We start from the raw sequence: 13563 nt of genomic DNA, 5'->3' as shown, positions 1-13563 counted from the left end.
GGCGCCGCCTTCATATCCGGTAGCCGATGCCTGGCAGGGTCTCGATCATCGGGGGCTGTCCGAGTTTGCTGCGGAGCCTGGAGAGGGTGACGCGGACGGCGTTGGTGAACGGGTCGGCATTCTCGTCCCAGGCGCGTTCCAGCAGCTCCTCCGTGCTGACCGCCGCCCCCCTGGCCCGCAGCAGTACTTCGAGGACGGCGAACTCCTTGCGGGACAACGCCAGATAGCGGCCGTTCCGGTGGACCTGGCGGTTCGCGGCGTCGAGCACGAGGCCGCCCTTTTCCAGGATGGGTGGCAGAGCAGTCTGGGTGCGGCGGCCGAGCGCCTGGACTCGGGCGACCAGTTCGTCGTATTCGAAGGGCTTGGGCAGATAGTCGTCGGCGCCCAGCCGCAGTCCCTGGACCCGGTCGGCCACCGTGCCGGCTGCGGTGAGCATGAGGATGCGGGTGCGGGCGCCTATCCCGGTCAGCTCCCGGCAGATCTGGTCACCGTGGACGCCGGGCAGGTCGCGGTCCAGCACGAGCACGTCGTAGTCGTTGACCGCCAGCCGCTGCTGGGCGCTGGGGCCGTCGTAGGCGATATCGACGGCCATCGCGTACGCACGCAGACCCGCTGCCACCAGGTCGGCGAGCACGTGCTCGTCCTCGGCCACAAGTACGCGCATCGCTCGTTCCCTTCTTCCTGTCCGCGGGTCGCCGCCGGGCATATATCGGGCGCCGGCCTTCCCTACGCCAAGTGGTATCGCGGCGAATGTTTCTGCGGCATAACAGAAAACTGGAACGCCCATGAAATGCCGAGCCGCGTATTCCTTGGTGCCGACGGCCGAATCCGGCCTAGGACGAAGGGTACGAGAAGATGAAGATCAGCACACTGATCCGCCCTGCTCCCACGCTGCGCACGCCTTCCAGGCTCCGGCGGGGGCTGGCCGGTGTGGGGGTGGGAGTGGCGGCACTGGTGCTGGCCGGCTGCGGCGGCGGCCAGGACGGCGGCCCGAAGGTGGCCAGCCTCGGTAACGGCTCGCAAGCCGGGAGTTCGGCGAGTCCGTCTCCGGGGGCGGCGAACCCCGAGGACGCACAGTTGCAGTTCGCCCGCTGCATGCGCGACAAGGGCGTGGACGTGCCGGACGCGCAGGCGGGCGGTTCCATCAGGATCGGCGGTCCGGGCCAGGACCCGGCCAAGGTGCAGGCGGCCCTGCAGGAGTGCCAGCACTTCCTCAGCGCCGGCGGTCCGAGCATGGACGACCCGAAGGCCAAGGACATGCTCACCAAGATGGCCCAGTGCATGCGCGAGCACGGCGTGAACATGCAGGACCCGGACGGAAGCGGCTCGCTGCGCGTCGAAGGAAATGTGGACCCGCAGAAGATGGACGCGGCGAACAAGGCGTGCCAGTCGGTCATGTCGAAGCCGGCCGGCTCTGCGCCCGGGAGCGGTGCGGGATGATCCACCGACAAGAACAGGATGACGTGCCAATGAACCCTGACCACGGCGCAGCGGCCGGCCCCGGCACGGTCACCGCCCCACCCGACCCCGACCCGATCACCGCTGCCCGCCCGGTACCCGGCGCACCTGCCTCCGAGGCGGCGCGCCCTGGCCGGCAGAGACGTCGCTGGCTGGTCGTCTGCACGGCGCTGGTCTTGGTGGCAGGCTGCGCCGCAGCGTACCTCGCGGTCCACCCCACGGGAGACAAGCAGGTGGCCGGCACGGCCCGGCCGACGACAGCAGCGGTCACCAGAACCGACCTGGTGGTGCAGGACAAGGACGACGGGACGCTCGGCTTCGACGGCTCCTACACGATCACCGCGGGCTCCGGTTCCGGTCCCGGCACGGCGGGTGGCGGCCCGTCCAGGACGCCTGGTGCGTCGAACGCGGGTGCCAACGTGCTGACGTGGCTGCCCGCTCAGGGACAGACCATCGAGCGCGGCCAGCAGGTCTACCGCGTGGATGACAAGCCGGTTCCGCTGCTGTACGGGTCGGTCCCGTCCTGGCGCGACCTGAACGTGGGCGTGTCCGACGGTGCGGACGTGCAGGAGCTGAAGGAGAATCTCAAGGCCCTCGGCTACGGCAGCGACCTGGCCGACGACAAGCACTTCAGCGATGCCACCGCCCAGGCGGTCAAGAGCTGGCAGAAAGCTCAGGGGCGGTCGCAGACCGGCACGGTCGCGCTCGGGGATGTCGTGGTGGAGCCCACCGCGATCCGGGTCGCCTCCGTCACCGGGACGGTCGGCGCCCCCGCTTCCGGCGCGGTGCTGAGCGCCACCGGTACGGACCGGGTGGTCAGCGTGAACCTGGCGACCGGCAAGGTGGCCTTGGCCAAGCAGGGAGCGGCCGTGCAGGTACAGCTGCCCGGCGGCACGACGACCTCAGGTCAGATCAGCGACGTCGGCACCGTCGCCACAGCCCCCGACAACGCCGGCAGCGCGGGCCCGGCAGGCAACAACCGGGCCGGCTCCGGCACCGACAACGCCACCATCAAGGTGAAGGTCACGCTCGACCAACCCGCGGACGCGGGCAGACTCGACGGGGCACCGGTCACGGTGCTGTTCACCAGCGACGAGCACAAGAACGTGCTGGCCGTACCGGTGACGTCGCTGCTGGCCACCGTGCAGGGCACCTACGCCGTCCAGGTCGTAGCCGACGACGGCACCACCCGCCTGGTGCCCGTCACGCTCGGCATCTTCGCCGGTGGCAACGTGGAGGTCATCAGCCCGGACCTGCACGAAGGCATGAAAGTGGAGGTCCCCTCCTCATGATCCCCGTCATCGAACTCGACGGCGTCGGCAAGTCCTACCCCGGGGGCGTACACGCACTGCGCGAGGTCTCCTTGCGGGTATGGCCCGGCGAGCTGCTGGCCGTCGTCGGCCCCTCCGGGTCCGGCAAGTCGACGATGCTGCAGCTCATGGGAACCCTGGACCGGCCAACCGCGGGACACGTCAGGGTGATGGGCCACAACGCCGCCCGCCTGACCGACCGTCAGCTGTCAGCCGTGCGCTCCCGCTGGATCGGCTTCGTCTTCCAGCAGTTCTTCCTCACCCCGCACCTGAGCGCGGTGGAGAACGTCGCCACCGGGCTGCTCTACCACGGCGTGCCACGACGCCGCCGCCGCTCCCTCGCTGCCGAGGCGCTGGGACGCGTGGGCCTGGGCCACCGGCTCGCCCACCGGCCCCACGAACTCTCCGGCGGTGAACGCCAGCGCGTGGCCATCGCCCGCGCCCTGGTGGGGCGGCCCGCGATCGTACTCGCCGACGAGCCCACCGGAGCGCTGGACTCCGCCTCCGGCACCCAGGTGATGCGGCTGCTGCACGAGCTCAACGCCGACGGCACCACCATCGCCGTCATCACCCACGACCAGTCCATCGCCCGATCGATGCCCCGCCGGGTCGAGATCCTCGACGGCCGCATTCGCTACGACAGCGAACCACTCGACCCGATGACAGCCCCGGCGGCACTGCCCCCGCCGCGCTACGAGGCCAGGGAGGCGACGTGAACACCGCACCGTCCCGGACCGGGGCACCCGCCCCACTACCGGCGTCCGGCCGCCTCAGCCCCGGCGACGTCATCCGTGTCGGACTGGTAGGCGTCCGCGGGCGCCCGCTGCGCGCGTGCCTGTCCGCCCTCGGCATCGCGATCGGCATCGCCGCGATGGTCGCCATCCTCGGCATCACCGCCGGCAGTCAGGCCCAGATCGAGGCCCAGATCGCCAAGGTCGGCACCAACCTGCTCACCGCCACCACCGGACATGACCTGTTCGGAACCAAGTCCGAACTGCCCACGGAATCCGCGACCATGGTGAGCCGGATCGCACCCGTGCGCCAGGTCTCCGCCGTGGGCACGGTTTCCAACGCCACCGTGCACCGCAACGACAAGACCGACCAGCGCGACACCGCCGGCATCGCCGTCCAGGGCACCCGGCTCGACCTGCCCACCACGATCGGCGCCACGATCGCCAAGGGCACCTGGCTCAACGCGGCCACCGAGCAATACCCCGCAGTCGTCCTCGGCTCCGTCGCCGCCGACCGGCTCGGTGTCCACAGCCCCGGCACCCCCGTCTACCTGGGCGGCCAGTGGTTCACCGTCGCTGGCATCCTGAGCCCCGTCACCCTCGCCCCCGAGATCGACCGCTCCGCCCTGATCGGCTGGGACGCCGCCGCCAAGATCGGCTTCGACGGACACCCGACCACCATCTACGTACGCTCCGCCGACGAGGCGGTCAACGACGTGCACGACGTTCTCGCACAGACGGTCAACCCGCAGCACCCCGACCAGGTGAACATCAGCCGCCCCTCCGACGCCCTCACCACCGCGCTCGCCGTCAAGAACACCTTCAAGCTGATGTTCCTCGGGCTGGGAGCGATTGCCCTGCTGGTCGGAGGCATCGGAGTCGCCAACACCATGGTCATCTCCGTACTCGAACGACGAGCCGAGATCGGCCTGCGCCGGGCCATCGGAGCCGGCCGCGGCCAGATCAAGCTGCAGTTCCTCACCGAATCCGTGGCCCTCTCCGCCCTCGGCGGCCTCAGCGGCGTGGTCATCGGTCTGGCCGTCTGCGTCGGCTGGGCACGCAACCAGAACTGGCCTGTCACCATCCCCGCCCAAGCCGTCCTCGCCGGTGTAGCCGCCGCCGTCACCATCGGAGCCCTCGCCGGCCTCTACCCGGCAACCCGCGCTGCCCGCACCTCCCCCGCCGAAGCACTCGCATCCAGTTGACCACCACCGGCCGCGACCCTTCTGCTCGGGGGCCCGTCCCACGGGGCGGTTTTCCAGGGGTTGTCGCAGCACGTGGTCGGCTGGTCCGGGCCGACGGCACACATGCAGGACGCTCGGCCGGGAATCCCCGGGCGAGCGTCCTGCATGTCTGCCGTCACCGCGTTTGACCGGAGGTGAACCGCTGCGGGTTCTTCAGAGACTCTAGATTGTGACTGTGACCTGCAGGTTTGGCTGTTGGCTGTAGTACTTGGCTTCGTATTCGGCGGGTGGGGTGTGGCCGAGTTCACTGTGGAGCCGGGTGGAGTTGAACCAGTCGACGTACTCGGCGGTGGCGATCTCGACGTCGGTGAGGGTGCGCCAGGGGCCTTGGCGCTTGATGAGCTCGGTTTTGTACAGGCCGATGGCCGATTCCATCAGGGCGTTGTCCAGGGCGTCTCCGACCGACCCGATGGACGCGGCCATCTTCTCCTTGGCCAGGTGCGTGGCCAGGCGGAACGACGTGTACTGCGAGCCGGCATCGGAGTGGTGTATCAACTCCCTTGGCATGACCGGGAATCCGCCGCGGTCTCGCTGCCACAGGCCCATCTCGAGCGCGGACAGGATCAGTGGGGTCTGCTTGTTGGTGGCCGCCGACCAGCCGACGATCCGCCGCGAGAAGGTGTCGACGACGAACGCGACGTAGACGGTGCCGGCCCAGGCCGCCACGTGCGTGAAGTCCGCCACCCAGACGCGGTTCGGTGCGCTCGCGACGAAGTTGCGCTGCAGCAGGTCGGGTGCGCGGTCCACGCTCTTGTCCGAGACGGTGGTGACGATCTTCTTGCCTCGCACCGCTCCCGACAGTCCTTCTGCCTTCATGAGACGGGAGACCGTGCACTGTGCGACGGTGTGGCCGCGCCGGTTGAGTTCGGCCCAGACCTTGCGGTAGCCGTAGACGCCGTAGTTGCTCTCGTGGATCTCCTTGATGAGCGGGACGAGTTCGGCGTCGCGGCGGGCGCGGGCGGAGGTGGTGCCGCTCTTGTGGGCGTAGTAGGTGCTGGAGTGGATGCTGCAGTCGTTCGCGGTGAGCGTCCTGCAGATCGGCTCGACTCCGCCGAAGCGGTCCCGGTGCTCGTCGATGAACGCTACGAGCGTGTGTGTGGCCGGTCGAGCTCGGCCGCGAAGAAGGACGCCGCGGCCTTGAGGATCTCGTTGGCGCGCTTCAGCTCGGCGTTCTCCCGCTTGAGCGCCTTCATCGCCGCGGATTCCTCGGTCGTGGTGCCGGGCCGGGTGCCGGCGTCGGTCCGGGCCTGGCGCACCCACTTGCGCAGGCTTTCCGGGCCCACGTCGAGCTTGGCGCCGATCGACCGGATGCACTGGTACACGGTCTCGTACTGATCGCGGGTCTCCAGCACCAGGCGCACCGCCCGCTCCCGGACCTCACTGGGGTATGGCTTCCTCGTAACGGACTCGATCCTTCCAAGGGAAGGAGTCTCGGTAAAACCCGCAGCGGTTCAGCGGCGACCGATGCTCGGGGTGTCGTGGGTGCTGCGCGCCGGCTCGGCCACGGGAGCGGGCTCGTCCTGCCGTGTGAGTGCCAAGACGGCCACATGATTGCTCTTGTGATCCATATATGATCGAATGATAGCAAGTGATCCACCGGATCGCATCGCAGTCATCGGGAGGGAGCACATGTCCATCTCAGCGGAAGTCCGGCGCGCCTGGATCGTCAACGTCGTACGAGAGCTGGGCAGCGTGCGCGTGGCGGATCTGGCCGGCCGCCTCCGGATCCCGGCGGTCACTGTCCGGCGCGACATCGCGGCCCTGGCGGCTGAGGGGACGCTGCGGCGTTCGCACGGAGTGGTCTCGATTCCCGGGGACGCCGGAGCGGAAACCGGCGCCGGCCGTGAGTACGTGGTCGGGATGCTGGTACCCACCGTCGGCTCCTACTTCGACGAGGTGATCGCCGGCGCCCGTGCCGCCACCGCCGCCGCCGGTGTGCGACTGGTCCTCGGCATTTCCCCGTACGAGGCCCGGGACGACCACGCGCAGGCCGAGCGGCTGCTGGAGTCGGGTGTCGACGGGCTGCTGGTGGCCCCCAACTGGCTCCCGGGCGGGCGTCACGACGAGTACGGCTGGCTCGACGAACTCCCCGTTCCCGCCGTCCTGGTCGAACGCTGGGCCTCCCCGGGCGGTCCCGGCGCGGCGTTGGACGCCGTCGGATCGGACCATCACCACGGCGTCCTGCTCGCGCTGAGCCATCTCGCTTCGCTCGGGCACCGGTCCGTGACGCTGGCTGCCCGCGACGACACCTGGACCTCGCACCAGGTGCGAGCCGGCTACACCGAGGCCGTGCGGCTGCTCGGGTTCGAACCGCAGCCGGTCATCGACATGGAGGCTTCGCTTCCGGGCTCGGGCCGCACGGACATCGAGACCCTGGCGGACCGGATCGCGGGTTCGGTCGCCTCGGGTGTGCGAGCCGTGCTTGTCCACAACGACCACGACGCCATCCAGTTGCTGCCGTTGCTGCGCGCCCGTGGCCTGACCCTTCCCGGGGGACTCGCCCTGATCTCCTACGACGATGTGTACGCCGCGCTCGCGGTTCCGGCTCTGACGGCCGTCGCTCCGCCCAAGCGTGCTGTCGGCGACGCTGCCGCGGAGCTCCTGTTGAAACGCCTCGACTGCGATCGGGCCCGGCCCGCCCGTCGGATCCGGCTGCTACCGGGCCTGAAGGTCCGGGGTTCGTGCGGCGGCGAGCGCTGAATCCGCCCTGCCGTTTTTCCCGGCCCGAATCAGCCTGCCGCCGGTGGCGAGCCGGCCGAAGGAGTCCCCAACAGGTTGTCGGTGGTTCACATGGCCGGGCTGGAGATCGCATGATTTCAAGTGACCTGGATCCATATTGCCCCCCATGCGCCCTGGGGTCGGGGTTGTCCCCGATGTGGACGGCTGACCCTGGATCTGGATGATCATATGGTCGTAAATCTTGACGATTGATCGGCACTTTTCTATATTCGATCAGCCACTTCCGACCAAGGAGTTCGCCATGCCGTCGACCGAGCTTCCGCCCGAGGACTGGGCGCTCAGCCCGTACACCGGTTGGACCAGGGCTCACTGGGAGGCCGTCGCGGACCGCCTGCTGGCCGCCGTCAGGCGTTACGCGGGCCCGGAACACGCGCTCATCGACCTTCCCGGTGGCCGGCCGAGCCTGTCCGGGCGACGCTCGGACAGCTTGGAAGGCTATGCCAGGACCTTTCTGCTCGCGGCCTTCCGCGTGGCCGGATCCGGCGGCGCGGACCCGACGGGGCTGATGCGGAGCTATGCCCGGGGACTGGCCGCGGGCACCCGGACCCCGACGACCGAACGCGACCTCGCCGACGGCGATCAGGTCTCCTGGCCGTGCATCGACGAGCGTCCCCAGGCACTGGTGGAGGCCGCCTCCATCGCCGTCGCCCTCCGACTCACCCGCCCGTGGCTCTGGGACACCCTCGGCGAGCAGACCCGCGAACAGGTCCGCGCCTGGCTGGCCCCGGGCGTGCGGCCCTCCCCGGTCGACAACAACTGGTGGCTCTTCCCCGCCATGGTGGGCGCGTTCCTGGTCGACGCCGGCCTCGACCACGACGGCTCCGCGCAGCACGCCGTGGACCGGGGACTGACGAGGATCGAACAGTGGTACCTCGGCGACGGCTGGTACACCGACGGCCGCCCGCGCGCCTTCGACCACTACAACGGCTGGGCCTTTCACCTCTACCCCCTCCTGCACGCCCACTTGAGTGCCGACGGCGACCTGCTCAAGAGGTACGGCCCCCGCCTCGCCGCTCACCTCGACGGATACGCCGGCACCTTCGGTGCCGACGGCGCCCCCATGCACCAGGGCCGCTCGCTCATCTACCGCTTCGCCGCCGCCGCGCCGCTCTGGGCAGGAGCACTCACCGGTCACAGTCCACTGGCGCCGGGCACCACCCGCCGCCTCGCCTCCGGCGCCCTGCGGTACTTCGTCGACCGCGGTGCCGTCGACGCGAACGGCCTCCTCCCGCTCGGCTGGTTCGGCGAGTACGAGCCGATGGTCCAGACCTACTCGGGGCCCGCCTCGCCTTACTGGGCGAGCAAGGGCTTCCTGGGCCTGCTGCTCCCGGCCGACCACCCCGTCTGGACGGCCGTCGAGGAGCCGGGCCCGGCCGAGAGCGCCGACAGGGTCCTCGCACTGCCGCAGCCCGGGTGGCTGATCCAGTCCACGGCCGCCGACGGCCTGGTCCGCCTGCACAACCACGGCAGCGACGACCAGCCGGCCGACCAGGTGCTGCCGGACAACCCGCTCTATTCGCGGCTCGCCCACTCCACGGCCACCGGGCCGGTCTTCGACGGCCCTCCCGACAACCACTTCGGACTGGTGATCGACGGTGAGGTCAGCGAACGCGGCCGGATCCGCCCGCTCGGTGCCGGCGACGGCTGGGCCGCCTCCGCGCACCGGCCGCGGATCGGAGGCCGCGAACTGCCCGGCGTCACGGTCACCTCGCTGGTCCTCGCCCGCGGCGCCGACGAGGTCCACGCCCACCTGGTCGGCGGCGCCGAGCCCGGTACCGCGGTACGGCACGGCGGTTGGGCCGTGGCGGGAAGAACGGCCGAGACGGCGACGGACGGGTTGCTCGCCAGTGTCGCCGTCACCGATCCGCAGGGAGCGCGACTGGCCTCGGCACTGACGAACATCGAGGGCTTCACGGCCGCCGACGCGCGGTGGCTGTCCCGTGGCACCGCCCTCGGGGCGATCGGCGCGGTACCGGTGCTGGTCGGCACCACACACGCCGGGACCACGATGTTCGTCAGCGCCGCGAGGCTCGACCGGTCCGGGTCCGGAGGCTTCCCCGGTCCTCGTGTGCACGTGCAGGGGGCCAGGATCCGCGTCTCCTGGCCCGGAGGCGGCGAACACGAGGCCGAACTCCGCGTGGGAGGGGTCACCGTCGCAACCGTCCGCCCGGGCGATTGATCCTGGTGCGGCTGGGGGTTTTCCAGGGGGTACCAGGCTCGACGCGCTGCCCGGGCCCGCGGCGCGCTTCCTCGACCGACCGAGCCGCTGGGCAGGTGGGCGCGCTCGGCGGCACTACCTGCCGGGCTCCCCGCCGCAGGAGGCCCGCACCTTCAACTCGGGCAGCAGCCGGACGTGGTGGACGGGCAGCTCGGACCCGCCGGCGATGCGGCGCAGCATGAGTTCGACCGCCTCGGTGCCCACCGCCCGCTTGGGTGGGGCGACAGCGGTCAATGATGGCGTGGCCAGCGCCGCGAAGACGTCGTCGTACGAGATCAGCGCAACGTCCTCGGGCATGCGCAGCCCGCGGGCGTGCAACAGGGGTGCCAGTTGGATGGCTTCCTGGTCGTTGTGGATCAGGACCGCCCGTACGCCGTTCGTCACGGCCTCGGCGACCTGTGCGGCGAGGGCCTCCGAGTCGAGCCCGGGGCGGTGGATGTCGATCACTGCTTGCGGCTCAAGCCCGAGCAGCCGGACGCCTTCCGCGTAACCGGCCCGGACCTGGTGCGCCGTCCAGGTGTCCTCGCGGGCGGCCAGCAGCACCGACTTGTGTCCCAGCCGGACCAGGTGGTGCAGGGCCAGCAAGGCACCGTGATGGTGGTCGGAGCCGACCGAGTCCAGCTCGGCGGCGGCGCTGTCCGGTGGGGCGAGACGCTCGACCAGCAGGGCCGGTACCGGCAGGTCGCGGACCCAGGACGTGTCGCCGGGCGTGGCACCCGGCCAGTTGGGAGTGAGCAGTAGGCCGTCGACACCGGAGTCCAGCAGCTGGTCCGCCTGGGCGCGGTCGTCCGTGGACTCGTAGGAGGCGATTCCCAGCGCCAGCCTTGCCCCGGCGGCCGTGGCCGCCTTGCGGGCCCCGTCGATCACCTCGTCGAAGTAGGAGCCGATCGTCGGCACGAGCATGCCGATCACCCGGTCCTGCCCTGCCGGGCCGGTCGTGGTCGCGTGCGGGAGCGAGACGGCGCCATGCGAGCGGAGCAGCAGGCCCTGGTCTGCGAGGGCCGCCACGTCTCGGCGCACCGTGATCGGGGCGGCGCCGATCCGGGCTGCCAGATCCATCACCCGGACCGTGCCCAGTTCGCGGACGACATCGAGGATGCCGGCCCGCCGTTCCTCCGCGGTGATGGTCATGGCTTCCCTTCTCCCACCCGACGCACGGAGGCGACGGTGCGCTGTCCCGGAGCAATTAGTATCACTCGGTCATGCATCGACCGAGTAGACGCCGGCAGGGACTGCACGCACGGGGCGGCGCCGGAACGGATCGGACACGACGCGCGACCACCTCGTCGTCCGGCGGGGGCCGAATTCGGGCGGTCCAGCCGGACCCGACGGCGGTGGTCGGCCACCCGTCGGCAACGTCGGACCAAGCCGTCGGGAGCGCCGCGTTGACAGCCTGCCCGGCCGTGTTTAGCGTGCGAGGTATGACCACTCCCGTGCGGACGCGCTGGGGTGATGCGGGCCTGCCGGTCGAGTTGACGAGCTTCGTGGGACGTCGGCAGGACATCGGTGCGGTCAAGGGAGCCCTGTCCGAGGCCCGGGTGGTGACGCTGACGGGTGCCGGTGGCGTCGGCAAGACCCGGCTGGCGATGCGAGTGGCCACGGAGCTGCGGCGGGCGTTCGCTGACGGTGTGCGTTTCGTCGACCTGTCCACCGCGACGGACCCTGCGGCGATGAGGTCCTCGGTGGTGGATGCGCTGGGAATCCACGACCAGTCGACCCGTGACAGTACGGACGTCATCGCGGACTTCCTGCGCGACCGGCAGATGCTGCTCGTCCTCGACAACTGCGAGCAGATCGCCGGTGACTGCGCGTCCCTGGTCAACGCCTTGATCCGCCGGTCCCCGCGGATACGGATCCTGGCGACGAGCCGCGAGCGGCTGTGGGTCACCGGCGAGTACGTGTGGCGGGTGCCCTCACTGTCCGTCCCGGACAAGGAGGGTGAGGCGGACGGTGCGCGTACTTCGACGGCGCCGGCGGAGTACCCGTCGCTGGCGCTGTTCGCGGAGCGGGCCGCCATGGTCGGCGGGACCTCTCCGGACAGGGAGGACTGGCCCGACGTGGCCGAGCTGTGCCGCATGCTGGACGGCCTGCCGCTGGCCATCGAGCTGGCCGCGGCCCAGACCCGGATGTTCTCGCCGGCTCAGCTCGTGCGGCGGTTCGACGAGCGGCTCGGCTCCCTCCGCGGGCTGGACCGTGCGGCGCCACCCCGGCACCGCACGCTGGAAGCGGCGATCGACTGGAGCCACGAGCTGTGCTCGCCCGCGGAGCGGCTGCTGTGGGCACGGGCCTCGGTCTTCGCGGGGTGGTTCGGCCTGGACGCGGTCGAAGGTGTGTGCTCGGGCGAGGGCCTGCCACGGGAGAAGGTCATCGACACGATCGCCGGGTTGGTGGACAAGTCGGTCCTCGTCCCGGAGGAACATCTGGGGGAGGTGCGGTACCGGCTGCTGGAGACCCTGGCCCGGTACGGGCGCGCCCGGCTGCGCGAAGCGGGTGACGAGAAGACCCTCACCCGGCGCCACCGTGACTGGTACCTCCGGCTGGCGGAGCAGATGGCCGCAGAGTGGTTCGGCCCGGACCAGTTGGAGTGGGCGCGACGGCTGCAGCGTGAGTACCTGAACCTGCGCGCCGCCATGGAGTACTCCCTGGCGCCGCCGCTCGGAGAAGGACGGGTGGGGCTGAGGTTCACTGCCGCACTGATGCCGTACTGGTACGGAGGCTGCCAGCTGAGTGAGGGACGGGTGTGGCTGGAGCGAGCCCTGGCCTCGGACCGGGAGCCGACCCTCGCCCGCGCCATGTCCCTGCGGAACCTGGCCTCGATCTGCGCGATCCTGCGGGACTTCCCCGTGGCCGAGGGGGCCCTCCGGGAGTGCCGGGCTCTGGCCGATCACCTGCACGACCCACTGGTGGCCGCACAGACGGCGGCCACCGAGGCTCACCTGGCGGTGATCCGCAGCGACTATGCCACGGCGCTCGATCGCGCGACGGCGGCGCTGGCGTTCCCCGGTTACGCCGTACGGCCGGAGCGCGCGGCGCTGCTCCCCACGCTGGCCATCGCGTGCGCGCTGCTCGGCGACTACGACGGGGCTGCCTCCGCCTTCGAGGAGGCGCAACGGTGCAGTGCGGAGTCCGGGGCGCGTTTCGACCTGTCCTGGGCACTGGTCGGCCGGGCCATCGCGGCGCTCTTCGCGGGTGAGAACAGAGCGGTGATCAGGTTCGCGCGGGAGGCCATGGTGATCGCGCGCGACTTCCACAACGCGCTCTGCATATCCAAGGCTCCCACCCTCCTGTTCTGCTCCACGGCGGCCGACGGCGATTTCACGCGCGGCGCCGTGCTCCTCGGAGTGCAACGGCGGATCTGCCACGCGCTCGGCGTTTCCGGATTGGCCAACGACGCAGAGACGGTCCTGATCAATGCCACCACGTCGCAGATCAGGAAGGAACTCGGCGAGAGGTCCTTCGAAGCAGCAGTGGCCCGTGGTTTCGCCCTCGACCTCGACGAGGCGATCGACTACGCACTCGGCACCGAGGCCGAGCCCGCAGGGGCCGTCGAAGCGAGCACCAAAGCGGCCGAGCACAGTCCGCTGACCGCCCGCGAACAGCAGGTCGCGGAGCTGGTGTCGCAGGGAATGTCGAACAAGCAGATCGCCGCGGACCTGGTGCTCTCGCCGCGCACGGTCGAAGGACACGTCGAGCACATCCTCGCCAAGCTCGGTCTGACCTCCCGCGCCCATATCGCCGCCTGGATCGCGCACCACCGGACCGGCCAGGATTGACCGCCCACGGGCAGCCGGATAGCGTCAAAAGGGACATGAGGGCAACCGCGCCAGGCTCACGGAAGGACCCCTCACCCGTCCAAGCCGCAC

The 13563-nt window shown here is 70.5% G+C and carries 10 protein-coding genes; 7 read left to right on the top strand and 3 right to left on the bottom strand.

The window, feature by feature from the left end:
* Positions 1-10: 10 nt before the first annotated feature.
* Positions 11-664 (bottom strand): response regulator transcription factor, encoded by a 654-nt coding sequence (locus OG689_RS03465; RefSeq protein ID WP_266317455.1) that lies wholly within the window; start codon positions 662-664, stop codon positions 11-13.
* Positions 665-855: 191 nt separating this feature from the next.
* On the opposite strand from OG689_RS03465, the gene OG689_RS03460 reads away from it, so the two are divergent.
* The 4 genes from OG689_RS03460 to OG689_RS03445 are packed head-to-tail and all read left to right on the top strand — an operon-like array spanning position 856 to position 4704.
* Positions 856-1440, top strand: coding sequence for a hypothetical protein (locus OG689_RS03460; RefSeq protein ID WP_266317452.1), 585 nt, complete (start codon positions 856-858; stop codon positions 1438-1440).
* 29 nt (positions 1441-1469) lie between these two features.
* Positions 1470-2750 (top strand): peptidoglycan-binding domain-containing protein, encoded by a 1281-nt coding sequence (locus tag OG689_RS03455; RefSeq protein WP_266317447.1) that lies wholly within the window; start codon positions 1470-1472, stop codon positions 2748-2750.
* Positions 2747-3484 (top strand): ABC transporter ATP-binding protein, encoded by a 738-nt coding sequence (locus OG689_RS03450; RefSeq protein WP_266317441.1) that lies wholly within the window; start codon positions 2747-2749, stop codon positions 3482-3484. Before OG689_RS03455 ends, OG689_RS03450 begins: the two co-directional genes overlap by 4 nt.
* Positions 3481-4704 carry an ABC transporter permease gene (locus tag OG689_RS03445; protein ID WP_266317435.1) on the top strand — a complete coding sequence of 408 codons (1224 nt, stop codon included), beginning with the start codon at positions 3481-3483 and terminating at the stop codon, positions 4702-4704. The genes OG689_RS03450 and OG689_RS03445 overlap by 4 nt, the downstream gene beginning before the upstream one ends.
* A 201-nt stretch (positions 4705-4905) precedes the next feature.
* Here the strand turns inward: OG689_RS03445 and OG689_RS03440 are convergent.
* Positions 4906-6155 (bottom strand): IS3 family transposase gene (locus OG689_RS03440; protein ID WP_266326840.1). Its coding sequence is split into 2 segments (ribosomal slippage): positions 4906-5864 and positions 5864-6155, totalling 1251 coding nucleotides; the frame shifts between segments, so codons are not numbered across the junction.
* A 217-nt stretch (positions 6156-6372) separates the two neighbouring features.
* Here OG689_RS03440 and OG689_RS03435 point away from each other — a divergent pair.
* Both OG689_RS03435 and OG689_RS03430 read left to right on the top strand, forming a co-directional pair.
* On the top strand, positions 6373-7443 hold the full coding sequence (locus OG689_RS03435) for a substrate-binding domain-containing protein (protein WP_266317430.1): 1071 nt from the start codon (positions 6373-6375) through the stop codon (positions 7441-7443).
* A 280-nt stretch (positions 7444-7723) separates the two neighbouring features.
* Positions 7724-9661 carry a DUF2264 domain-containing protein gene (locus tag OG689_RS03430; RefSeq protein WP_266326838.1) on the top strand — a complete coding sequence of 646 codons (1938 nt, stop codon included), beginning with the start codon at positions 7724-7726 and terminating at the stop codon, positions 9659-9661.
* 114 nt (positions 9662-9775) lie between these two features.
* Here the strand turns inward: OG689_RS03430 and OG689_RS03425 are convergent, their stop codons facing one another.
* Positions 9776-10831, bottom strand: coding sequence for a LacI family DNA-binding transcriptional regulator (locus OG689_RS03425; RefSeq protein WP_266317429.1), 1056 nt, complete (start codon positions 10829-10831; stop codon positions 9776-9778).
* 290 nt (positions 10832-11121) lie between these two features.
* On the opposite strand from OG689_RS03425, the gene OG689_RS03420 reads away from it, so the two are divergent.
* A complete protein-coding gene (locus OG689_RS03420; RefSeq protein WP_266317424.1) occupies positions 11122-13473 on the top strand; it encodes a LuxR C-terminal-related transcriptional regulator in 2352 nt (783 codons plus the stop codon).
* Positions 13474-13563 lie beyond the last annotated feature (90 nt).

It is taken from the genome of Kitasatospora sp. NBC_00240 (assembly GCF_026342405.1).
GTDB lineage: Bacteria > Actinomycetota > Actinomycetes > Streptomycetales > Streptomycetaceae > Kitasatospora.
This window is presented reverse-complemented; position numbering and strand designations above follow the sequence as displayed.